At 68.9% G+C, this 22446-nt stretch carries 18 protein-coding genes; 7 read left to right on the top strand and 11 right to left on the bottom strand.

Annotated elements, in window-relative coordinates; translation table 11 throughout:
• Positions 1-5 precede the first annotated feature (5 nt).
• From ACZ7OU_RS38515 to ACZ7OU_RS38505, 3 genes are read right to left on the bottom strand one after another with little or no spacing between them, the layout of a single operon-like run.
• Entirely contained in the window at positions 6-692 is a 687-nt protein-coding gene (locus ACZ7OU_RS38515; RefSeq protein WP_470259088.1) for a histidine phosphatase family protein, read from the bottom strand.
• A gap of 10 nt (positions 693-702) precedes the next feature.
• The gene (locus ACZ7OU_RS38510) at positions 703-2586 is read right to left on the bottom strand and encodes a Na+/H+ antiporter (protein WP_470246418.1); all 1884 of its coding nucleotides are present in this window, start codon (positions 2584-2586) and stop codon (positions 703-705) included.
• 33 nt (positions 2587-2619) lie between these two features.
• Positions 2620-3027: a nuclear transport factor 2 family protein gene (locus ACZ7OU_RS38505; RefSeq protein WP_470246420.1), complete on the bottom strand. Its 408-nt coding sequence runs from the start codon at positions 3025-3027 to the stop codon at positions 2620-2622.
• 73 nt (positions 3028-3100) lie between these two features.
• Between ACZ7OU_RS38505 and ACZ7OU_RS38500 the strand changes: the two genes are divergently transcribed.
• Complete coding sequence (locus ACZ7OU_RS38500) at positions 3101-4486, top strand: carboxylesterase/lipase family protein (protein WP_470259087.1); 1386 nt, start codon at positions 3101-3103, stop codon at positions 4484-4486.
• Between the two features lie 33 nt (positions 4487-4519).
• On the opposite strand, the gene ACZ7OU_RS38495 is transcribed toward ACZ7OU_RS38500, so the two are convergent.
• The 5 genes from ACZ7OU_RS38495 to rnhA all read right to left on the bottom strand — a co-directional run bounded on the left by ACZ7OU_RS38495 (position 4520) and on the right by rnhA (position 10278).
• Positions 4520-7591, bottom strand: coding sequence for a glycosyl hydrolase 2 galactose-binding domain-containing protein (locus ACZ7OU_RS38495; protein ID WP_470259086.1), 3072 nt, complete (start codon positions 7589-7591; stop codon positions 4520-4522).
• A gap of 119 nt (positions 7592-7710) precedes the next feature.
• Positions 7711-8943: a hypothetical protein gene (locus ACZ7OU_RS38490; RefSeq protein ID WP_470259085.1), complete on the bottom strand. Its 1233-nt coding sequence runs from the start codon at positions 8941-8943 to the stop codon at positions 7711-7713.
• Positions 8944-8975: 32 nt separating this feature from the next.
• The gene (locus ACZ7OU_RS38485; protein ID WP_470246424.1) at positions 8976-9395 is read right to left on the bottom strand and encodes a hypothetical protein; all 420 of its coding nucleotides are present in this window, start codon (positions 9393-9395) and stop codon (positions 8976-8978) included.
• Positions 9395-9775, bottom strand: a complete 381-nt coding sequence (locus ACZ7OU_RS38480) for a YchJ family protein (RefSeq protein ID WP_470246425.1) — start codon at positions 9773-9775, stop codon at positions 9395-9397. The genes ACZ7OU_RS38485 and ACZ7OU_RS38480 overlap by 1 nt, the downstream gene beginning before the upstream one ends.
• 41 nt (positions 9776-9816) lie before the next feature.
• Positions 9817-10278 (bottom strand): ribonuclease HI, encoded by a 462-nt coding sequence (gene rnhA, locus ACZ7OU_RS38475; protein WP_470246426.1) that lies wholly within the window; start codon positions 10276-10278, stop codon positions 9817-9819.
• Between the two features lie 176 nt (positions 10279-10454).
• Between rnhA and ACZ7OU_RS38470 the strand changes: the two genes are divergently transcribed.
• The 4 genes from ACZ7OU_RS38470 to ACZ7OU_RS38455 all read left to right on the top strand — a co-directional run bounded on the left by ACZ7OU_RS38470 (position 10455) and on the right by ACZ7OU_RS38455 (position 13941).
• On the top strand, positions 10455-11156 hold the full coding sequence (locus ACZ7OU_RS38470) for a Crp/Fnr family transcriptional regulator (protein ID WP_470259084.1): 702 nt from the start codon (positions 10455-10457) through the stop codon (positions 11154-11156).
• 406 nt (positions 11157-11562) lie between these two features.
• Positions 11563-12528, top strand: a complete 966-nt coding sequence (locus tag ACZ7OU_RS38465) for a hypothetical protein (protein WP_470246428.1) — start codon at positions 11563-11565, stop codon at positions 12526-12528.
• A gap of 4 nt (positions 12529-12532) precedes the next feature.
• Complete coding sequence (locus ACZ7OU_RS38460; RefSeq protein ID WP_470259083.1) at positions 12533-13138, top strand: hypothetical protein; 606 nt, start codon at positions 12533-12535, stop codon at positions 13136-13138.
• Positions 13139-13158: 20 nt separating this feature from the next.
• Entirely contained in the window at positions 13159-13941 is a 783-nt protein-coding gene (locus tag ACZ7OU_RS38455) for a DUF1684 domain-containing protein (protein WP_470259082.1), read from the top strand.
• Positions 13942-13956: 15 nt separating this feature from the next.
• Here the strand turns inward: ACZ7OU_RS38455 and ACZ7OU_RS38450 are convergent, their stop codons facing one another.
• The 3 genes from ACZ7OU_RS38450 to ACZ7OU_RS38440 form a co-directional block, all read right to left on the bottom strand.
• A complete protein-coding gene (locus tag ACZ7OU_RS38450) occupies positions 13957-14439 on the bottom strand; it encodes an AMIN-like domain-containing (lipo)protein (protein WP_470259081.1) in 483 nt (160 codons plus the stop codon).
• A gap of 208 nt (positions 14440-14647) precedes the next feature.
• Positions 14648-17248 carry a protein kinase domain-containing protein gene (locus ACZ7OU_RS38445; RefSeq protein WP_470259080.1) on the bottom strand — a complete coding sequence of 867 codons (2601 nt, stop codon included), beginning with the start codon at positions 17246-17248 and terminating at the stop codon, positions 14648-14650.
• A 266-nt stretch (positions 17249-17514) separates the two neighbouring features.
• Entirely contained in the window at positions 17515-18192 is a 678-nt protein-coding gene (locus ACZ7OU_RS38440; RefSeq protein WP_470259079.1) for an MBL fold metallo-hydrolase, read from the bottom strand.
• 110 nt (positions 18193-18302) lie between these two features.
• Between ACZ7OU_RS38440 and ACZ7OU_RS38435 the strand changes: the two genes are divergently transcribed.
• Together ACZ7OU_RS38435 and uvrA are read left to right on the top strand one after the other, a co-directional pair.
• Complete coding sequence (locus tag ACZ7OU_RS38435) at positions 18303-19508, top strand: acyltransferase family protein (RefSeq protein WP_470259078.1); 1206 nt, start codon at positions 18303-18305, stop codon at positions 19506-19508.
• Between the two features lie 75 nt (positions 19509-19583).
• Positions 19584-22445 (top strand): excinuclease ABC subunit UvrA, encoded by a 2862-nt coding sequence (uvrA, locus tag ACZ7OU_RS38430; RefSeq protein ID WP_470259077.1) that lies wholly within the window; start codon positions 19584-19586, stop codon positions 22443-22445.
• Position 22446 lies beyond the last annotated feature (1 nt).

Genomic DNA, 22446 nt, shown 5'->3' with positions numbered 1-22446 from the left:
GAAGCTCAGCCCAGCGGCGTGGCCAGGTGCGCCGTGTCGTTGAAGCGCCGGATGATCCAGTTGTCGCCGTGGAGCACCAGGTGCGACACGGACCCGTTGTCGGCGCCCAGGAACGCGAACCGCTCGACCGACCGGCTGGCCTGCGCGAACACCTCGCCGATGACGCCACCGTGGGTGAACACCGCGACGCGCTGGTCCGGGTGCGCGGCGGCGATCCGGGTGAGCGCGCCGCGCAGCCGGGCGCCGAACCGCTCGTCGGACTCCGCGCCCGGGATGACGTCCCAGCGCTGCTCGGTCCACAGCCGCTCGACGATCGGGTGGCCTTCGGCCGTGTACTTCCGGAAGAGCCCGTTCTCCCAGTCGCCCAGGTGGATCTCGCGCAGGTCCGGCTCGACGACCGGGGTCAGCCCGAGCTTCTCCGCCAGCGGCGCGGCGGTCTCCGCCGTGCGACGCAGCGTCGTCACGTAGATCGCGTCGATCCGCTCGCCGGCCAGCCGGTCGCCGACGCGCCGGGCGTGGTCGCGGCCGTCGGGCGCGAGCTCCGGGTTGGCCTGCCCGTCGACCAGCGCGAACGGGTTTTCGCCACGGGCGGGAGCCGACTCGCCGTGGCGCACCAGGAAGATCTCCGTCGCCCCCGGCGGCGGGCTGAAGCGGTGCTGGCGGTATTCGATCTCCTGCTCGGGCGTGCTCATGGCCCCGAGGTTAGCCGAGTTGCTTGTCCACGAAACACCATCGCCACGTCTCGCCCGGCTCGAAGCTCCGCATGACCGGATGCCGGGATTCGTGGAAGTGCCGGGTGGCGTGCCGGCGCGGCGAGGAGTCGCAGCAGGCGACGTTGCCGCACTTCAGGCACATCCGCAGGTGCACCCAGGACGTCCCTTCCTCGACGCAGGCGGCGCACGTGTCCGGCGAGCTGGGTTCCTTCTCGGTCCACTCGTGGGCCAGGTGCTTGCACGAACCGGCCGTCGCGGCCGGTGTGCGCAGTTCGCGGCCTTCGACGTCGGGCTCCGCTTCGTCGCGGTCCAGCATGGACTCTTCGATGTCGAGCCGTTCCAGGACCTTGCGCAGGACGTCGTCGTCGGCGCTGCCGGCGTCACGGGCCTTCAGGAACTGCTCGCGTTCTACTTCGAGCAGCTGGATCCGCAGGCGGCGGTAGGCGTCGCTGGGTGTCTCGGCGAGGACGCTCTGCCTGCCGAGCTGCTCCCACGCGGAGTCGGAGCGGTTCTGCAGCCGGTCGCGGATGCGCTGGATGATCTCCGGCGGGTCGTCCGGCTGCTGGATCTCCTCGAGCTTCGCCAGCGCCGCGGTGGTCATGTCGTGCAGCACGGACGCCTCCTGCAGCGCGTCCTCCGCCGGGTCCGGCCGCGGCAGGCGCAGCCGCCGGATCAGCGGTGGCAGCGTCATGCCCTGCACGGCGAGCGTGCCGGCCACGACGACGAACGCGGCGAGCACCAGCACGGCCCGCTGCGGGGTGTCGGCCGGCAGCACGAAGGCCGCGGCGAGCGTGACGACCCCGCGCATGCCCGCCCAGGAGATCACCGCCGAGTAGCGCCACGGCCAGATCTTGGCCTTCGCCCGGTTCGGCAGCAGCCGCCGTTCCAGCCGCTTCACGGTGCCGATCCCGATGAGCCACAGCATCCGCGTGAGGATCGTCGCGGCGAGCACCGCTACGCAGATCCAGGTCAGCATGCCCAGCGACAGCCCGGACTCGCCGACTTCGGACAGGATCCGCCGCAGCTGCAGCCCGATGAGCAGGAAGACCATGTTCTCCAGCAGGAACGCGATGGTCTGCCAGTTCAGCCTGCTGGCCAGCCGGGCCGAGCCGGAGAGGATCTTCGGCGCCTTGTGCCCCAGGATGAGCCCGGCGACGACCACGGCGAGCACCCCGGACCCGTGGATCGCCTCGGTCGGGATGTAGGCGATGAACGGCACCGCGAACGAGAGCGCGGTGTCCAGCACCGGCTCGTTCAGCCGGGCGCGGATGAACGCGGCCACGAACCCGACGACCAGCCCGAGCACGATCCCGCCGATGGCCGCGCGCAGGAAGTCGGCGCCGACCTGCCAGAAGCTGACCGAGCCGGCGAGCGCGGCGATGGCCGTGCGCAGGGCGACCAGCGCGGCCGCGTCGTTGAACAGGCTTTCGCCCTCGAGCAGCCGGATCAGCTTGCGCGGCATGCCGACCCGGCGGGCGACGACGCTGGCCGCGACGGCGTCCGGCGGGGCGACGATCGCGCCGAGCGCGATCGCCCCGGCCAGCGGGAGGCCGGGGATCACGGCCCAGGCGACCAGGCCGACGCCGAAGGCGGTGAACACGACGAGCCCGACCGACATCAGCCCGATCGCCGAGCGGTTCTTCCGGAAGTCGATCAGCGACGTCTGGATGGCCGCCGAGTACAGCAGCGGCGGCAGCAGGCCGAGCAGCACGACCTCGGGGTCGAGGTGGTATTCGGGCACGCCGGGGACGTACGACGCGCCGACGCCGACGACGATCAGGCACAGCGGGGCGGACCAGTCCAGCCGCCGCGCCACCGCGCTGACGACGAGGACCGTCACGACCAGCGCCACTATCTCTGCCGCTATGTGCACGGGGTAATCATTACCCGCCGCTCGCGGCGCGTGTCACCTGGCCAGCTCGGGGAGCGCTTCGGCGACCAGCTGGGTGTCCAGGTACTCGGTGATCTCGCGGATCTTGCCGCCTTCGAGCCGGAAGACGAAGCAGTACCGGTTGTCGTAGCGCCCGCCGGCCTTCGTGGCGACGCTGCCCCGCGTCTCGACCACCACGACGTCGTCCTCGGCGACGAACCGGCTCGCGGTGCTGGTGTAGGTGCCGTCGAACTGCGCGCCGAGCGGGGCGAGCAGGTCGCGGCGGACCGAGTCCTTGCCGCGGAAGCGGCCGGACCAGCTGTTGTGGCCGCTGACCGTCCACGTGACGTCGTCGGCCATGGCGGCGATCAGGGGCCGGATGTCGCCGGTGCCCCAGGCGTCGAACGCCGTCTTCAGGAGCTGCTTGTTTTCGGACGCGCTCATGGTTCCCTCCCAGTGTGTGTGGCCCAGTCAACACGCTGGAGCGCACTCCAGGGCAAGCTCCTAGGCTGGGTCCGTGACGACGGTGGAGATCACGACGGGCGCCCTGCGCGGGTCCGAGCAGGACGGCGTCCGGACGTACCTCGGCGTGCCGTACGCGCAACCGCCGGTGGGGGAGCTGCGGTTCCGCGCGCCCCGCCCGGCGCCACGCTGGGCCGGGGAGCGCGACGCGACGAAGTGGGCCGCCCGGGCACCGCAGCCTGAGCTGACCGGGCGGGGCTTCACCGGCGACGAGGACTGCCTCTATCTGAACGTCCACGCGCCTGCGGAACCCGGCTCGTACCCCGTGCTCGTCTGGATCCACGGCGGCGGTGGCGTGATGGGCGCGCCGCACCAGTTCGACGGGTCCGCGTTCGCGCGGCGGGGTGTCGTCGTCGTAACCGTCGGCTACCGGCTCGGGGTGCTCGGCATGCTGCACCTGCCCGGCGTCGCCGACTCGAACCTTTCGCTGCGTGACCAGGTCGCCGCGCTGGAGTGGGTGCGCGACAACGTCGGTGCGTTCGGCGGCGACCCGGACCGCGTGACGCTCGCCGGGCAGTCCAACGGCGGCCGCACGGTCGGGACGCTGCTGGCCGTGCCCGCCACGCGTGGCCTGGTCCGGCAGGCGATCGTGCAGAGCGGCACCGGCGTCGGCTCGGTCGTGCACACCCCGGCCGAGGGCGCGGCGATCGCTTCGGCCGTTTTGTCCGAACTGGACGCGGCGCCGGACGACCTCGCCACCCTGCCCGTGAAGCGGATTCTCGAAGCGCAGCAACGGGTTTCGGCGGCTTCCGGGACCAAGGTGACCTACCGCGTGGTCGTCGACGGCGACCTGCTGCCCGAACGCCCGATCGACGCCGTCCGCGCCGTCCCGCTGCTCATCGGGACGACGGCCGACGAGGAAGACCTGTTCAGCTGGCTGCAGTCGGGCGGCGCGAAGCTCCTGGGCGTCGGCTCGACGGTGCTGGACGCCGCCGAGATCGAAAAGGCCGTCGCGGCGTACGGCGAACTGTTCGACTGGCCCGAAGACCAGGTCCGCAACCGCGCCCTGACCGCGGGGGACTGGTGGATCCCGGCGATCCGCTTCGCCGAGAAGCAGCCGGACGCGTGGATGTACCGGCTGGACTGGCGGATCGCGCCGCGCGGGAAAGGGCTCGGCGCGCCGCACGGGCTCGACCTGCCGCTCGTGTTCGACGACATCCGCAACAAGAACTGGCGGTTCCTCTTCGCCGGCCGGACCTTCCCGGCCGAGCGGATGCAGGCGATGGCGACCGAGATGTGCGACGCGTGGGTCCGGTTCATCGCGACCGGCGACCCGGGCTGGCCGCGCTACACCCGCGAAGACCGCGTCACGCGCCTCTTCGACGACGTCTCCACGACGGTGTCCGATCCGGACCGCGAGCAGCGCCTGCTCTGGGACTGAGCCGGGGCGGCACGACACCGCCCCGGCTCGGACCTAGACGGTGATCTTGTCGACGTTCGGGCCGCCGTTGGCGGTCGTCGCGGTCGCCTTGATCTTGTTCGTCCCGGCGGTCAGCGTCACGGGAATCGTGACCGTCTGCCAGGTGTCCCAGTTGCCCGTTCCGCCGAACGCCACCGCGGAGGCCACCTTCGTGCCGTTCACCGTGACGTCCATCGGCCGGTTCACCGTGGTGCCGTTGGCGAACCGCAGGACGACGTTCGCCGAGCCCGCGGCGGCCGCGTCGACGGAGAACTCCACCGCGCTGCCGGTCGCGTTGTCGTAGTTGACGAACCCGGTGCCGGTGAACCCGGTGTGGTTCGACTCCACGACGCCGCTGGTGATCGTGGCGTTCTCGGCCTGGTAGTCGACCGGGTCGCCCGGGCCGGGATCGACCGTGCCGTCCGCCGGGATCGTCTTCGTCCCGGTGTTCCAGCCCGCGACCCGCACGGACGGCTTGGCGCCCTTGAGGTCCGCGGTCCGGTACGTCGCGGTCAGCGTGGTCGACTCGCCCGGCCAGAGGGTGACCTGGTTGTCGGTCCACCGCACCGGCAGCACCGGCGCGTTCGCCGCGCCGAGGACGTGCGCGTCGACGAAGAACGCCGGCACCTTGTTCGACGAGCCGTTCGTCAGCGTCACCTTGGTGGTCGTGGTGCCGTCACCGTTGGCCGTCGACGTCGCGGTCGACCCCAGCGACACCTGGGCCAGGCCGTTCAGCCCGGACAGGTCCGCGTAGGCCGACTGCGGCGTGTAGTACCAGTCGCTGGCGCCCCAGTTCAGCGTGTCGGCCTTGGTGGACAGCCAGTAGACGTTGCGGCTGACCTCCTTGCCCGATCCGTCGGTCAGGACCAGCTTCTCCAGGTACGTCGTCGACAGGCCGCTCACCGAGCCGATGGTCAGCGCGGTCGTCTTCGCGCCGTCACCGCCGACCGATACGGCCTTCGACTGGTTGAACTTCTCCGTGCCGTCGAGGTTGTACAGCTTGACGGACGCGGTGAGGTTCGACGCCGCGTCGTGGTTGTGGTTCACCACGACGACCGACTTGGTGTCGTACGAGTACTGGATGTGCAGCGGCTCGTTCGCCTTCTTGGCCCCGAAGTAGGAGCCGTTCTGGTCGAGGTAGGCGTCGAACAGCTGCCAGTGCAACGACGTCCAGCCGCTGTTGAGCATCCAGTAGATGATCCCGGTCGACGGGTTCGAGCTGTCGCTGAAGTTGCGCGAGTGCGACTCGAACTCGGCGCGGACGTTCTCGTACTGCGACAGCTGCGCCTTCCGGACGAAGTCGTCGAGGCTGGCCGGCTTGCCGTAGCGGCTGGTCAGCGCGTCGCCGAAGAGCTTCAGGTTGGCGAACGTGGAGGATGACGACCGGTGGTACTGCGCGGTCGACGGGCTCTTCCACATCGTGTCCAGCTCGCTCGAGGACATCATCCGCTTGAGCGTGTCCATCGTCGGGATGTCCGGCCCGGCGCTGGTCTCGGAGTTGAAGCTCCACGCGCCGCCGAGGTCGGTGTGCGCCTTGTCGTACCAGTAGTTCGGCGGGACGTAGTCGTACGGCCCGTTCATCTTCATGCCGGACGACCCGAGCTGCGGCGACGACTTCGCCGACGCGGCCGGGACCACCGGGGTGGGCCAGTCCGCGGCGCTCAGCGCGTCGAGGTAGTTCTTCTCGATCGTCGCGTCGGGCGCGAAGTCACTGCCGATGAGGAACGAGATGACGCTCGGGTGGTCGCGCAGGCGCTCGGCCTCCGCGGTCATCGACGCCTTCGCGACCGGGTAGTCCGCGGCGGTCCACGGGTCACCCTTCTCGTCGCCGTTGACCTGGCCTTCCCACTTGTCGCAGCACTCCCAGCCGGGCAGCGTCAGCACGCCCATCCGGTCGGCGAGGTCGAAGAACTCGTCCGGCTCGATGTGCCCTTCCAGGCGCACGGTGTTGAGCCCGAGGTCCTTGACGTAGGCCAGCTTGTCGGCCGCGTACTGCTCGTTCCAGCGCAGGAACAGGTCCGGCGAGTAGCCGCCGCCCTTGATCAGCAGCGGGCGCCCGTTGATCGTGTACGACCGGCCGCCGCTGGAGTTCTTGTTCGCCGTCACCTGGCGCACGCCGAAGCTCTCGTGGGAGGAGTCCGACGCCGCGCCGCCGACGTTCGCCGTCAGGTCGAGGTCGTAGAGCGGCTGCCCGCCCATCCCGGCCGGCCACCAGACCTGCGGGTTGTCGATCCCGGTCACCGGGAACGTGACGGTCTTCTTCTCCTTGGCCGCCAGGGAAACGGTCTGGCTGATCGGTTTCCCGGCGACCGTGCCGGATACCGTCGTGGAGACCGCGGCCGCCGAGTCGTTGCGGACATCGGCCTTGACCGTGAGGTCGGCGTGGCTGAGGCCGGTCAGCTTCGTGACGACGTGACCGCCGCGCAGCGCCACCGGGCCGCTGCGCCGGACGAGGACGTCCCGCACGATGCCCATGTTCTGGTCCGGCGGGGTCTGCGCCCAGTCGATCCAGCCCATCGACAGGTCCTTGTTCGGGTCGTTCGGGTAGACCTTGAACGCGATGCTGTTCGTCCCGGCCTTCACCTGCGCGGTGATGTCCAGGTCGTGGCGGGTGTAGGCACCGGTGACCTGGGTCTTGTCCGCGATCCGCGTCCCGTTGACCCAGACGTCGGCCTTGGACAGCACGCCGCTGAAGTCGAGGTAGGTGCGCTGGGTGGTGTCGGTGACCGTGAGGTCGGTGCGGTACCACCAGGGGACCTTGAAGTCCGCGGTCGGCACGTTCTTCATGTTCGTCGAGTAGAACGGGTCGGCGTACTTGCCGTTGGCCAGCAGCCCGGCGTAGACGGTCGACCGGGGGCCGACGGGGTACCAGCCGGCGGTGTTGAAGCCGGGCTTCGACACCGCCGAGTCGTCACTGACCTGCGCCGACGTCTGGATCAGGAAGCCGGGGACGGCGGTGGCCGGGCCCGTCGCCTGCACCCGCACCTGTTCCTGTCCGGTCGCCGCGGGAACGGTCGCCCCGCTCACGGCGACGGCGAGCACCGCCGCCGCCACGAGGGTCCGGGTTCTTCTCAGCCGATAGCTCACTAGCGCGCCTCCTAGGCACCGCGGCGGCGTGGGGGACAGCGGACCATCGTTAGGGAACTTTCCTAACAATTGCGGACGATCGTAGCGGTCCGGTCACCCGGAGAACAGGGGCGAATCGGTCAGACCCGCGTCGCCCGCCACACCGCCGCGGCGCGCAGTGCCAGCAGGAGCGGCAGCGAACCGTCCTCCCAGATCCGCTGCGGAAGTGCTTCGCTCAGCGGGACACCGTCGGCCAGCGCGGCCCCGATGGCCGCGAGGTCGACGTCGAAGAGCGTCAGCCCGGCGCTGTAGAGGCGCTCGCCGCTGACCGGGCGGCGCGCGGCGATCTCGGTGCTGTCGACCGCCAGCTCGGTCACGCCGAAGAACTCGGGCTTGGCACCGCGCTCCATCCAGCGCGCGAACCCGACCAGCTTGGTCTCGCGGACGTCGTCGGGCTTGAGACCGCTCTCCTCGCGGAGTTCACGTTCCATCCCGGCGCAAACGGCGGTGTGGAGCGACCGGCGCGAGCCGCCGTCCGCCGTGCGCAGGTCCCGCGGCTCGAGCGAGCCGCTGCCCGACGGCGCGAGCAGCAGCCCGCTCACGGCGTTCAGCGACGACTGCCGGACGGTGACGAGCTTGCCGTCGGTGGTGAACGCGACGGTGGAGACGCCGACGAGGTCGGCCAGCGTGCTGCTGCCGAGCTCACGGAGCGCGCCGTCGGTGTCAGTCAGTTCGGCCCTGCGGAGGTCGTACTCCTCGCCGGTGTCGGCGCGGGTGATGCGGAGCGTGCCGAGCTCGTTGGAGCAGACGGCGTCGAAGAACCGGGCCCGGTGCAGCCGGATCGGCGCGGGCCGCGCGCCGGCGGCGGGCAGCGGATCGCCGCGCATGCCGACGATCGGGCCGTTGAAGAGCAGCCTCCCGCGCGCCCGCAGCGGCAGCACGTGCGGCGCGGTGGCTTTGAGCGCGGGAGGCAGCCGGTACGGCTCCTCGGCGACGGTGATCGTGTGCCGCTCGGTCCGGAGGTCCCGGTCGATCGCGGCGCTGACCAGCGCGGTCCCGCGAGCGGGCACGGCGAGGTACTCCGACGCCGGATACGCCGACGGCGGCGGCAGCTCGGCGGTCGGGAAGGGCGCGGCGATGGTGGTGAAGGCGAACCCGGCCCAGCGGCGGCGCAGCAACCGGACGTCCCGGGTGAAGGTGGCGACCCCGAGCCCGAGCGCGACGACGGAGAGCACGACCCCGACGGCGCTCGGCAGGAGGGTGACGACCCCGAGCACAACACCCAGCCCGGAGGCGGCGAGCGGCCACTCCCGGGCGCCGATGAAGCCGAAGTAGTCGGCTTTGGCCCGGGCGCGGCGCGTCAGTTTTCCCATCGCAGCACTGTTTAGCACGGCGTCGGGGCCCGTTACGCGGTTATTCCGAGATCGGCTTTGAAGAGGGCGATCACCGCGAGCCGCCGGGTGTCGACCGCGGCGACGGTCGCCTCTTCGACGCCGTCGCCCGCGGCTATCTTCGTGTGCACCTCGATCACCGTGTTCGCGAGATCCCGCGCCGATCCGGAGACCTCGGCCCCGGCCAGCACCTCGATCTCGGCGGTGGCGGCGTGCAACCGGGCGTCTTCGCCGTGGCTGCGCTCGCCGGCCATCGCCTGGCCGTAGCTCGCGCTGATCGAGCGCAGGTACTCGGCGTAGATGGCCTGCTTCAGCTTCCCGAGCGCGTCTTCGCGCTGCCACCGGCGGCTGCGCGACGCCTGCAGCAGCTGGAGGAAGCCGCCGACGAGCACGCCGAGCAGTGCGCCGCCCACGCCGACGAGTGCGGTGCCCATCAGGCTTCCGCGTCGAGGTAGACCCACTGGCCGTCGGCGCGGCGGAAGCGGCTGTTCTCCTCCATGAACCCGTCGCGGCCGTGGTCGCGGTAGTGCGCGCGGAACTCGACCGTGCCTTCGGTGTGCAGCAGCCCGCCGCCCGTCCGGCCGAGGATCTCCAGCCGCGTCCACTCCTGGCCGGCGTCGAGGCTCAGCCGGCGCGGGCGGGTGTCCGGGTGCCAGGTGCGCAGCAGGTACGCCGTGTCCCCGACGGCGAAGGCGCTGAACCGTGACCGCATCAGCAGTTCGGCGGTCGGCGCCGCGAGGGCGCCGTCGTGGAACCGGCCGCAGCAGGCGGCGTAGGACTCGGCGAGGCCGCACGGGCACGAAGCGGGAGTCATGGGGAAAGCATCCCACGGCGGCCGCGACCGTCTACTGAGGACTATTCCGCGTTGACCGGCTTCCCGGTCTCCCTCGCTTCCTGGGCCCCACGCACCGCGAGCCGGTCGGCGCGCTCGTTCTCCGGGTGTCCCGCGTGGCCCTTCACCCACAGCCACTCGACCTCGTGGGCGCCGGCCGCCGCGTCCAGGCGCTGCCACAGGTCCGCGTTCTTCACCGGCTCGCGCGCCGCCGTCTGCCAGCCGTTGCTCTTCCAGCGGGGCAGCCACTGCATGATCCCGTTGCGCACGTACGTGCTGTCGGTGTACACGCGGACCTGCGACGGCCGGGTCAGGGTCTCCAGCGCCCGGATCGGCGCCGTCAGCTCCATCCGGTTGTTCGTCGTCGGGGTGGCTTCGCCGCCGTACAGCTCGCGCTCGTGCTTGCCGTAGCGGAGCACCGCGCCCCAGCCGCCCGGTCCCGGGTTCCCGCTGCACGCGCCGTCGGTGAAGATCTCCACGTCCACGCGGCGACCCTACCGGTCCCGGCTCTCGCCCCGGCCCGCCACGCCGCGTTACTGATCCGACCGAAAGTAGGCCGGCCCTCGAGCGGTACGTGCGATTGCCACGAAAGCCATCCGGCTGTGACTGTGGTCGGATCAGTAACGAACGGCACAGTACGGTGGAGATCCGGAGGGGAGCCATGGGCGGGCATGACGACAAGGCCGAGGGAGCGCTCCTGGCCTATCTCGCCGACGCCGATCGCGACTACCTGCTCGCCAGGGGCACCCGCCGCCGGTTCCGCGCGAACGACGTCGTGCTCATGGAGGGCGACCCGTCCGACCACGTCCACGTGCTGGTCGCCGGCTGGGTGCGCGTCTCCACGATCGTCGAGGACGGCCGCGAGGTGCTCTTCGGCCTGCGCGGCCCCGGCGAGGTGCTCGGCGACCTCGCCGCCGTGACCGGACTGCCGCGGTCGGCGTCGGTGCGCGCGATCGAACCCTGCACCGTCTTCCAGCTGACCGGCGCGGAGTTCGTCGACGTCCTGCACGCCCGGCCGGAGATCGCCATCGCGACGATCAAGACCGTCGCGGCCCGGCTGCGCAGCGCCGAGTCGGCCCGGGTCGACGCCGCGGCCTTCGACGTCAGCCGCCGCGTCGCGGTGGTCCTGGTCCGGCTGGCCGAGGAACACGGCCGGCGCGTCCCCGGGGGCGTGCTCATCGAGGGCTCGCAGGAGGACATCGGCGCGCAGATCGGGGCGGCCCGGCGTACCGTCGCCCGGGCGTTGCGCATGCTGCGGGAGCGGGGGATCGTCGAAACCGGCCGCCGCCGGATCGTCATCCGCGAGCTGCGCGTCTTGCGGGCCTTCGCCCGTTCTGAGCCAAACGGCACACAACGCCCGTGACAGCAGACCTCTGAGCGGACCCCACCCAGGCGCGATCCTGGGTTCCGGCCGGAAAAGAATCAGATGCCGACCGGCCGGATTCCCTTTCGAAGCGAGCTCGGGGAACGCTTTGCCGTGAAATCCGCAACGGATCTTCGCCGCCGCGCCGGCGTCACACGGCGATTCCTCGTTCCCCGTCTCGGCCTGGGCGCAGCGATGAGGAGGTGTGTGTGATGGAGAGCCACTCGATCTGGGCGCTGATCTTCGGCGCGAACTGACCCGCGGCGCCCGGTCGGCCGGCTCGTGGGGGGCCGGCCGGCCGGGTATTTCCGGAAATGCGGGTGTCCGCGATCTGTCACCCGTCGCGCGGAACCGATTCTTGGTAATCTGGACCGTCATTTTCACCGCGGCGCCGGGAGGGGGTGGGATGCGGCCGGAGAGCTCCTTCCCGTTCGTGCGCGAGCTGAACGAACTGCGCCGCGGCCGCGGGCTCGATGCGGCCGACCTGCACCAGCGGATCGGTCCCTGCCTGCGCGAGGCGTGCGAGATCACCGGCGCCGACCAGCCCTCCGCCGCCCGGCAGAAGCTCGTGCTGCGCCTGACCGAGCTCTGCGGCCGGCTGCCCGCCGACCTGCGCCTGGCCGCGCTCGCGGCGCTCGGCCTGCACGAAGAGGCCGCGGGGGAGTTCCTCGACCGGCGGATCTCGTGGCTGGCCAGCGTCCTGGACCGCGACCCGCGCACCGCGCGCCGGCGGATCGACCTCGCGTTCCGCCGGCTCGAAGAGCTGCTCGGCGCACCCCCGCCGGACCGTGACCGGCACCCGCTGGCCGGCTGGTACGCCGAGTCGGCGAAGGCGGTGCTCCGCCTCGACCGCGACCCGCCGGACCTGCAGGAGGAGCGCCGGATCGTCGCGGAGGTCGACGAGCTCGACGAGCTGGTCCTCTCGTTCAGCGTCCCGGCCGAGCCGGGCAGCGACCCGGTGCCGGACATCGCCGCCGAGGTCCTGTTCGGCGGCGAGATCGTCGAAGCGCGCCAGGTTTCGGTGAGCCACGCGCAGTTCGTCATGCGGCTCCCCAGCCCGTTGCGGCTCGGCCAGCGGCACGAGTACGGGATCCGCTTCGCGCCGCGGCGCACGTCGCTGCGGCCGTACTACGTCATGACGCCCCTGCGCCGCTGCGAAGAGTTCTCGGTGCGGGTCCGGTTCGACCGCGCGAACCCGCCGCCGCGCGTGTGGCGGCTCAACGGCGTGCCGGGCCGGGTCGTCGACGACGGCGTCGACTCGGGCGACGCGCTGACGGTCAACCGCGTCGGCGAGGTGGCGCTCGAGTTCCACGACCTGCACCAGGGGCTGAGCTACGGCCTGCAGTGGTCCTTCGACCCCCGGGAGGACTGAGGCCATGCGCACCGTCCCGGTGGCCGCGACCGTCGTCCGGCTCGGGATCGTCTCCCCGAGCCGCGGCGGCACCGCCCGCGCGGTGCACCTCGGTACCACCCTCGACGGGGTGCTGGACGAGGTGTTCGACCACGTCCCGGTGCCGTACCGGACGCCGACCTGGTACCGCCGGGCCGAGGGGGACAACACGACGCTGGTCATCCCGCCGACCGTGCCGCTGCGGTGGGTCGCGACGGAGTTCGCCGACGGGCTGGGCGAGGCGCTGCGGCGCCGCAACCGCCACCTCAACGAGTTCGGCAGGCTGCGGCTGAGGCTCGCCGCCGACCACGGCGACGTCGTGCTGCGGCCGCCGAACTTCGGCGGCGCGGCGATCGCGCTGGCGGTCTGGCTGTGCGACGCGGAGGTGCTGAAGGCGGCGATGGCCGCGGCCCCGGAGCGCGACCAGCTGCTGATCCTCTCCGACCGGTTCCACACCGCTCTCCCGGACGAGCCGGGGTTCCGGCGCGTCGTCGTCCCCGCCGGCGGCGAGCGTGAAATCGCGTGGCTGCGGACCGGTCCGGATACTGGGACGCGGAATACCGGCGCGGGCGGCGGGTTGGCACCGTCGTAGCCGAGCAGAAGGGGCCCGCGATGAGCACGTTCACGAGCGAGTGGCAGGACTGGAAGACCCACCGCGAGGAGGACCTCGCGGCACCCCACGGCTGGCTGGCGCTGGTGTCGCTCGACTGGCTGACCGACGCCCCGCGCGAGTACCCGGGCATCCCGGGCCGCTGGTGGCAGGACGCGGAGGCGGCGTACGTCGACCCGGCCGGCGCGACGTTGACGCACGAGGGTTCGCCGATCACCGGGACCCGCCGGTTCGAGCTGGTCAACAGCGGCGCGGGCACGCGCGTGCTGGCCGGCGACGTCGAGATCGAGGTCGCCCGCCGGTCCGGGTACCTGATCCGCGTGCACGACCCGAAGGCCGAGGTCCTGCGCGAGTTCCACGGCATCCCGGCGTTCGAGCCATCGCCGTCCTGGGTGATCGAGGGGCGTTTCGAGCCGTTCGACGCACCGCGGCCCACGACGGTCGGCGCGGTGGTGGAGGGCCTCAGCCACGTGTACACGGCGCCGGGGTTGGTGCACTTTTCTTTGGATGGAGCGTCGCACACGCTGACCGCGTTCAATGGCAGGGACGGCGGCTTCAGCATCCTGTTCACGGACGAGACGAGCGGCGTGACGACGTACGCGGCGAACCGTTCGCTGCCGGTCAGCGCGCCTTCGGCGGACGGAACGGTGACGCTGGACTTCAACCGGGCGGTGAACCTGCCGTGCGCGTTCACGGACTTCGCGACGTGCCCCTTGCCGCCGGCGGGCAACCACCTGCCGGTCGCGGTGGAGGCGGGGGAGAAGATCCCGTACGAGCGCGGGTGACTCCCCCGCGTTCCCCTAGTGGGCCACGTCGATGACGACGCGGTTGGGCCCGGTGAGCGTGAAGACGTTCACCGCGGTCCGCGACCGCACGCCGAGCCCGATGGTGAGGTGGGCTTCGAAGTCCCCGGTGACGGCGACGGCCATGACGTTGGCGAGGTTCCGCGTCCGGAACTTCTGCGGCCCGGTGTAGGTGGGGCTCCCGGCATCATCGTGCGCGGCGGCGGGAGTCGCGGAGACGTTGATGAAGTATTCGCCGGTGAGCCAGACGACTTCCCCGCTCGGGTCGGCGGTGAGCTCGTCGGTGAGCTGGTAGCTGACGGCGGGCGCGGGTCCGGACGTCAGGTCGAGCACGATCCGGTCGAAGGTGGGGTTGTTCCCGGTCCGGATGTTCGTCATGGCCGGGATGGTGGGAGCGGCGTGGGCCGGCGCGGCGGCGGCGACGGTTCCCGCGAGCAGGATCGTGACGGCGAGGAGCGTACGTCTGACGGGTCTGGACATGGTGGACCTCCTGGAGCGAACCGGTGGAAGTCCCAGCGCTGGGTCTGCTGGGGACGCCCGGTTCGTCCGGGAAGTTGCGCGGAAGTCCCTTATCGTTACCCGGCTGCTCCGAACGGGGCCGGGAGGACCTGTTCAGGCTGACTGGCCGAGGTGGACCGCCCTGGAGTGTTCGGCAGCGTTCGACTCGAGTACACGCTCGTCGCTCGTTCTAACGCACGTCATGCTGAGCCTGTGTGATGGCGTCTCGAATCGCTTTCTCGAAGTCAGGCCTGGAGATTGCGGCCGAAATCGGTGCTTGTAGCAACGGGTGACAAAAAACTCTCAGTTTTGCCAGAGAGCGCCGGGAGTCGTTCCGTAGAGATCGCCAGACGGGAGACTGTTCGAGACCTTCGATGCCGGTGTCGTCCCCATCTTCTCGTCGGAGTGCGCCTTCCCGCAAATAATCAAGACTCGAGCCGTGCAATACACCTGTTTTGTCGGGCGGGTAGTCCACCAAGATCACCGGCCCTTCGGCTGACGTCGCGATGGCGCGGGTGACATTGTTTGCCGCGAGTGCGCTGCTTGTTCCGGGTGTCGAGGACCGCAACTGGTCGACTACAAATCCTTGGAGGATTTCATTGACACGGCGCCGTATTCGCCAGTTCTTGCCGAGATGCCCGTATACGTCTTCGACGGCGCTCCAGTCGAAGGCTCCATCGTGAACCCGGGAAATAACCAGGGCTCTCTTGAAGAGATCTCGGCTTATCAACGAATCCGCTAGGCTGTGGGCCCTCAATTTCCCACGTTCATCGAGCCAATGTATCAAGTCTTCGCTGCCGTGGTCTAGAAATGCTGCACTATTGTCCTGAGGAACCCTGGCGAGGAGAGCGAGCTCCGTTTGGTTTTTGCTGGCGGCGGACAGAAAGTCATATAAGTCCTCTCGGAGGGCTTTTTTGTATCCAGCTTTCGACGTCCGGTCTGCTTGCTCCGCTTGATGAAGGGCTTCGAATGCCAGTGCATTCAGCATCGATTTCGCCGATCGATGGGCATGGTGCCAGTATACTGATCCGTACATCGCATATCGCGCAAATGCCAGACTTTCGGCGGCGATCTTGCCGCGCTCGTGAATACCTACTCTGGCGGTGGTCTTGCCGAGCTTCATTTCGGCGATTACTGTTAGTGATTGGATTAGTTTTTCGACATCGATGCCGCGTCCGTAAGGTAGTCGCAAGTTCTCGGAGTCGCGTAATAGGTAGTCGAGCTTGTCGGCGTCTATGGGGCCATCGAGGCACGATCGCAGTACCTGGCTCTTGATGCCGGTAGTGGTTCGATCCAAAATAGATGTAACGTCATCAACGGTGATTGCCCAGTGTTCGTCGGTGGTGGATCCGTTCTGGAAGTTGATGACCGCCGAAACTTCACTGTGTGTATCATGGAGTATTTCAAGAGTGCGGCGCTCGTGGCCGAATACGTCCTCGTCCGCCTCCTCCAAGTCGTGGGCGAGTGGGTAGTGTCCGACATCGTGAACGAGCGCTGCTACCAGTAGTGCTTCGATATCTCGATCTGTGACTATCTGGCGAAACAGCGGATTGAACGGATCGTTGTAAAGGGATCGAATGTACCTGCACGCCATGGCGAACGTGCCGAGGCTGTGCTCAAGCCTGCTGTGAGTGGCTGTCGGGTAGATGAACTGAACCAAGCCAAGTTGTGGAAGTTGTCCAAGTCGGCGCACCTCGGGAGAGTCGATCAATTTTTCTACACGCGGAGTGAATGGGACTGGGCCATGGCTCGCCGCTTGGATTGTGTGTTTCTGATATCGCGATATTTCTGGGACTTGAACAGCCAGGTTGTGTGTGCCGGTCAGCTTTCCGAGATCGACAAGAACATCGTGTGCATCTTTATAGGATGTTGCGGTGAATACGGCGCGCGGCAGCCCGTTGGGCAGTGGTCCAAAGGGAAAGTGTCCGTCCAGCATTCGATAGGACATCAAGCGGATGTACTGTCGCTGGTAGTCGGACGCTCCCTTCGGGTCGCGCTTATCAGCAATTTCGAGTAGTCTGAGGTAGGTCTGGCCAAGGCTAAAAATATCCCAAATTGGCTTCAGCTGGTCTCTTAGGGTAGTTCCACCCTGGTTTCGATTTGGATCACTGGTTCTGACCATGAGTTGGGCGTATTCGGGGTGCATGTACCCGTCTGTGCCGCCTATATTTGCGGTCTGGCCCGAGTTGGCGAATTTTTTGGCGAACCCAAAATCGGCTACGACTACTTTGCCTTTTGTGTTCACGAAGAGGTTGGCCGGCTTCAGGTCGAGATGCACGATCCCGTTGTCGTGGAGGTAAGACAGTCCGCTCAGGGATCCCTGGACGATCTCGATAAGGTTGACTGTTAATCTGTGGACATCCGTCAAGTGAAGCAAATAGTCGTCGGCGTCCCGCACTCCTTCGAGATACTCCATGGCGTAGAATTGTGTAGCCTCGGGTCCTTCGACTTCGCCCTGAAATGTGATGCGAATGATGTTCTGATGACGAAGAGTTCTAAGTTTTTCGGTTTCCTTGGCGATCGTCTGGTTGAGGGCTTCTTCTTGTCCGAGTACGGGGCGGGGGAATTTAATCACCTGCGGCTCGTTGCCAAGGGGTATGAACTCGGCGGCGAGTGCTATACCGCTACCTCCCAGGCTGAGAGCTTCTGTTAACTTGTACAGATTCCCATATTTTTCGACGAAGGAACGCAAGGTTGATTGGAGTTTCGGGCCTTCATGAGTCCATGCTTCGGAATACCCTTTGTGGGCGTACTCGGTGCCGAGATGCTCGCAGATATCCTCGATGTCCATCTCGCGTCTCCCCGAGTAGCAAAGTTCGTCTTGGCTGCCGCTTGCTTCTGATGCGTAGATACGTCGTCGCCTGCGACGTGTTGCTTGTTACGCATCGGACGAATCGGCTTGACGGCGTTGCGCTCTTGTTACTTTCGGAGATGGTTTCCGTTGCTAATGGAGATGCCGTGGCGTCCCGCGGTGAACGGTGATGGACCCCGCCATTCCCTCTATTGGCGGTAGGTCAATAGGGGGAATGGCGGGGTCCATGTCTGTGGCTAATGATCTCACCAGCCGCGGTCGCGCCACTCCTTCAGCTTCGGGCGCTCCGCTCCCAGCGTCGAATCATCCCCGTGGCCCGGGTAGAACCACGTCTCGTCCGGCAGCTCGTCGAAGATCCGCGACGAGACGTCGTCCACAAGCGACGCGAAGTCCTCAGGCGACGTGGTCCGTCCCACCCCACCCGGGAACAGCGAGTCCCCCGTGAAGAGATGCGGGTGCCCCGAAGGATCGCGGTACAGCAGCGCGATCGACCCCGGTGTGTGCCCCCTCAGGTGGATCACCGAAAGAGTGGCCTGCCCCACCGAAAGCGTGTCCCCGTGCTCCACCAGGAAGTCCGGCGGCACCGGCAACGGCGATGCGTCCAGCGGGTGCGCCGCCGTGTTCGCCCCGTTCGCCCCCGCCACCGCGCCCAGTGCCTGCCAGTGGTCGCCGTGCTGGTGGGTGGTCACCACCGTCTTCAACGCGGGCCGGTCCGGGCCGTGGCCGATCAAGTCCGAGATGCGCTCCGGGTCGGCCGCCGCGTCGATCAGCAGGGCCTCCTGGGTCGCCCGGCACACCAGCAGGTACGTGTTGTTGTCCATCGGGCCGACGGACAGCTTGGTGATGGTCAGCGCGTCCAGGGTGCGCCGGGAGGCGTCGCCGCCCGGGTCGACGTGCCCCGTGTAGGTCTCCACGATGTTCACCTGGCACACGGTAGTCGTTTCGCCCCAACCGGTTCCACCCGCACAAGCGCCGTGGCGACAAGACACGTAGGCTCACGCCGACCCCCAGCCCAGCCGACCTCAGGACGACCGTGCCCACCTCCCCGACGCCGCGCCGGATCAGCTGGGACCTCCTCCGCGTCGTCGCCGTCCTCGCGGTGATCCTCGGGCACGTCACCCACCAGGGTGCTCTTCTGCACCCGGAACTGACGGGGTACCCCGTAAGGGTGACAGCGCAGTTCGGCGCCGCGATCCTGCTGGTGATCTCCGCCTTCTTCGTTTGCGCGAGCCTCCGCAAGGGCAATCCGCGCCGGTGGCTGTGGAACCGCGTCGCGCGCCTCGTGCCCGCCTACCTCGTCGCCGTCCTGGTGACCTACGTCGTGACGCGGTGGGCGGCCATCTCCTTCAGCGGTCTGCCGTACCCGTCGGGGGTCCTCGGGTTCCTCTTCGGCGTGCCGCAGGGGCCGCCGGCGAACCCGGCGCCGTGGTACATCCCCACCGGGCTCGACCTGGTCGCCAACCTCGGCATGGTGCAGGAGTGGGGCGTCCGGTCGGAGACGTTCTACTACCTCGACGGCTCCTACTGGACGCTGCCGGTGCAGCTGCTGGCCTTCACCGGCGCAGCCCTGCTGTGGCCGCGGTCGTGGCGCACCCACCGGCTGACCGTCGCCCTGCTGTGGGCCCTGATCCTCGTCCCGCTCGCGCTCCGCTTCCTGGTCTTCCCACCGGGGACGGCCGGCCCGGTCGTGGAGACCTTCTACTACGGCCTCGGCCTGCACCGGCTGCACGTCTTCGCCATCGGCGTCGCGCTGTGGCTCTGGTCGCAGCGGCGGCTCCGGACGTGGCACGCCGCGCTGTTCGTCCTCGCCGCCGTCGCCGCGCAGGACCTGCAGGTCTTCCCGTTCCACGTCGCGCTGCCGCAGGACGCCCTGCGCTGGCCGTCCACGATCGGGTTCGCCGTGCTCCTGCTGCTGGTCTGCCTGGCCGCCCGCGGCCCGGACTGGCGGTTCCCCGGACTCGCGAGGATCGCCCCGGCCGTCACCTGGCTCGCGGGCATCTCGTATGGTCTTTATCTGGTGCACCAGGAACTGGGTTACGTCCTGGCCCGCGCCCTGCTCGACGCCGGCCTGCCCGGCTGGCTGCGGCTCCCCGTGGTCGTCGGTGCCGCCGTGCTGGCGGGCTGGGCGGTCACCGCGGGGGTCGAACGGCCGGTCCACCGGTGGCTCACCACTCGGCGAAAGCCGGAAGAACCGCAGGTCAAAGACGTGGAGCCAGTTTCTGTCGGTGGTGGCTCGTAGCATGGAGAGGCCGCCCGTGCAGCCTCCCACCGGGCCGGCGACCGCAGCTGAGAATGACACTGAAGGGACCCTGGCGTGGCTGATCGCCTCGTTGTTCGCGGTGCCCGCGAGCACAACCTCCGCGGCGTGGATCTCGACCTGCCCCGCGACAGCCTGATCGTATTCACCGGTCTGTCCGGGTCCGGGAAGTCGAGCCTCGCCTTCGACACCATCTTCGCCGAAGGGCAGCGCCGCTACGTCGAGTCGCTCTCGGCGTACGCCCGCCAGTTCCTGGGGCAGATGGACAAGCCGGACGTCGACTTCATCGAGGGCCTCTCGCCCGCGGTGTCGATCGACCAGAAGTCGACTTCCCGCAACCCGCGCTCGACCGTGGGCACGATCACCGAGGTCTACGACTACCTGCGGCTGCTCTACGCGCGGGCCGGCAAGGCGCACTGCCCCAAGTGCGGCGAGCCGATCAGCAAGCAGACCCCGCAGCAGATCGTCGACCAGGTGCTGGAGATGGACGAAGGCGTCCGCTTCCAGGTGCTCGCGCCGGTGGTGCGCGGGCGCAAGGGCGAGTACGTCGACCTGTTCGAGAACCTGCAGCAGCAGGGCTACGCGCGCGTGGTCGTCGACGGGACGGTCCACGCGCTGACCGACCCGCCGAAGCTGAAGAAGCAGGAAAAGCACCAGATCGGCGTGGTCATCGACCGGCTGAGCGTGAAGTCGTCTTCGCGCCAGCGGCTCACCGACTCGGTCGAGACGGCGCTGCGGCTGGCCGACGGGCTCATCGAGCTCGAGTTCGTCGACCTGCCCGAGAACGACCCGCACCGGATCCGCGGCTTCTCCGAGAACCTGGCCTGCCCCAACGGCCACCCCCTGGCGATCGAGGACCTCGAGCCCCGCTCGTTCTCGTTCAACTCGCCCTACGGCGCCTGTCCCGAGTGCACCGGCATCGGCATCCGCAAGGAGGTCGACCCGGAGCTGGTGGTCCCGGACGACGAGCTGTCGCTGGGCGAGGGTGCGATCGCGCCGTGGTCGGGCGGGCAGAGCGCGGACTACTTCATCCGGCTGCTGGAGTCGCTGTCGGAGACCATCGGCTTCCGGATGGACACGCCGTGGCGCCGGCTGCCCGCGCGGGCCCAGAAGGCCGTCCTGCACGGCGTCGACGAGCAGGTGCACGTCCGCTACAAGAACCGCTACGGCCGCCAGCGGTCGTACTACGCGGCCTTCGAGGGCGTCATCCCGTTCCTCGAGCGGCGCCAGGAGCAGACCGAGTCCGAGTACATGCGCGAGCGGTACGAGGGCTACATGCGCGAGGTGCCGTGCCCGGCCTGCCAGGGCACGCGGCTCAAGCCGGAGATCCTGGCCGTCACGCTGCAGCACAAGTCCCGCGGTGACATGTCGATCGCCGAGGTCTGCGCGCTGTCCATCGCCGAGGCGTCGCAGTTCCTCGACGAGCTGGAGCTCGGGCAGCGCGAGTCGATGATCGCCGGCGCGGTGCTCAAGGAGATCCAGGCCCGCCTGCGCTTCCTGCTCGACGTCGGCCTGACGTACCTCTCGCTCGACCGCGCGTCGGCCACTCTTTCGGGTGGTGAAGCGCAGCGGATCCGGCTCGCGACGCAGATCGGTTCGGGCCTGGTCGGCGTGCTGTACGTGCTCGACGAGCCGTCGATCGGCCTGCACCAGCGCGACAACCACCGCCTGATCGAGACGCTGACGCGGCTGCGGAACCTGGGCAACACGCTGATCGTCGTCGAGCACGACGAAGACACGATCCGCTCGAGCGACTGGGTGGTCGACATCGGCCCGGGCGCGGGCGAGCACGGCGGCCACATCGTCCACAGTGGACCGTACAAGAAGCTGCTCAAGAGCAAGGAGTCGATCACCGGGCAGTACCTGTCCGGGCGGCGGCGGATCGAGATCCCGGCGATCCGGCGGCCGATCGACAAGAAGCGGCAGCTGACCGTCGTGGGCGCGCGCGAGCACAACCTGCGCGGGCTGGACGTCTCGTTCCCGCTCGGCGCGCTGGTCTCGGTCACCGGCGTCTCGGGCTCGGGCAAGTCGACGCTGGTGAACGACATCCTGGCGACGGTGCTGGCGAACAAGCTCAACGGCGCCCGCCAGGTGCCGGGCCGCCACACCCGGGTCAACGGCCTCGGCAACGTCGACAAGCTGGTGCGCGTCGACCAGTCGCCGATCGGGCGGACCCCGCGCTCCAACCCGGCCACCTACACCGGCGTCTGGGACCACGTGCGGAAGCTGTTCGCCGCGACGACCGAGGCGAAGGTCCGCGGCTACCAGCAGGGCCGGTTCTCGTTCAACGTCAAGGGCGGCCGCTGCGAGGCGTGCGCCGGCGACGGCACGATCAAGATCGAGATGAACTTCCTGCCGGACGTCTACGTCCCCTGCGAGGTCTGCAAGGGCGCGCGGTACAACCGGGAAACCCTCGAGGTGCACTACAAGGGCAAGACCGTCTCGGACGTGCTCGACATGCCCATCGAGGAGGCCGCGGAGTTCTTCGAGCCGATCAAGGCCATCCACCGCCACCTGCAGACGCTGGTGGACGTCGGCCTCGGCTACGTCCGGCTCGGCCAGCCCGCGCCGACGCTCTCGGGCGGCGAGGCGCAGCGCGTCAAGCTGGCCAGCGAGCTGCAGAAGCGCTCGACCGGCAAGACGGTGTACATCCTCGACGAGCCGACGACCGGCCTGCACTTCGAGGACATCAACAAGCTGATCGGCGTGATCAACGGGCTGGTCGACAAGGGCAACTCGGTGATCGTGATCGAGCACAACCTCGACGTGATCAAGACGTCCGACTGGATCATCGACATGGGCCCCGAAGGCGGCAACGGCGGCGGCACGATCGTCGCCGAGGGCACGCCGGAGCACATCGCGAGCGTCGAGGAGAGCTACACGGGCGAGTTCCTGCGCACCGTCCTCACGGCCGAATAGC

It is taken from the genome of Amycolatopsis sp. NPDC114505 (assembly GCF_055633615.1).
The sequence above is the reverse complement of the archived record's forward strand: the minus strand, read 5'-3'. Positions and strand labels throughout refer to the sequence as shown.

Excerpts from the sequence above, each read along its gene's own strand:
- ACZ7OU_RS38515 (WP_470259088.1), bottom strand. The coding sequence starts at position 692 with ATGAGCACGCCCGAGCAGGAGATCGAATACCGCCAGCACCGCTTCAGC.
- ACZ7OU_RS38505 (WP_470246420.1), bottom strand. The coding sequence starts at position 3,027 with ATGAGCGCGTCCGAAAACAAGCAGCTCCTGAAGACGGCGTTCGACGCC.
- ACZ7OU_RS38490 (WP_470259085.1), bottom strand. The coding sequence starts at position 8,943 with ATGGGAAAACTGACGCGCCGCGCCCGGGCCAAAGCCGACTACTTCGGC.
- ACZ7OU_RS38485 (WP_470246424.1), bottom strand. The coding sequence starts at position 9,395 with ATGGGCACCGCACTCGTCGGCGTGGGCGGCGCACTGCTCGGCGTGCTC.
- ACZ7OU_RS38480 (WP_470246425.1), bottom strand. The coding sequence starts at position 9,775 with ATGACTCCCGCTTCGTGCCCGTGCGGCCTCGCCGAGTCCTACGCCGCC.
- ACZ7OU_RS38470 (WP_470259084.1), top strand. The coding sequence starts at position 10,455 with ATGGGCGGGCATGACGACAAGGCCGAGGGAGCGCTCCTGGCCTATCTC.
- ACZ7OU_RS38465 (WP_470246428.1), top strand. The coding sequence starts at position 11,563 with ATGCGGCCGGAGAGCTCCTTCCCGTTCGTGCGCGAGCTGAACGAACTG.
- ACZ7OU_RS38460 (WP_470259083.1), top strand. The coding sequence starts at position 12,533 with ATGCGCACCGTCCCGGTGGCCGCGACCGTCGTCCGGCTCGGGATCGTC.
- ACZ7OU_RS38455 (WP_470259082.1), top strand. The coding sequence starts at position 13,159 with ATGAGCACGTTCACGAGCGAGTGGCAGGACTGGAAGACCCACCGCGAG.
- ACZ7OU_RS38450 (WP_470259081.1), bottom strand. The coding sequence starts at position 14,439 with ATGTCCAGACCCGTCAGACGTACGCTCCTCGCCGTCACGATCCTGCTC.
- ACZ7OU_RS38445 (WP_470259080.1), bottom strand. The coding sequence starts at position 17,248 with ATGGACATCGAGGATATCTGCGAGCATCTCGGCACCGAGTACGCCCAC.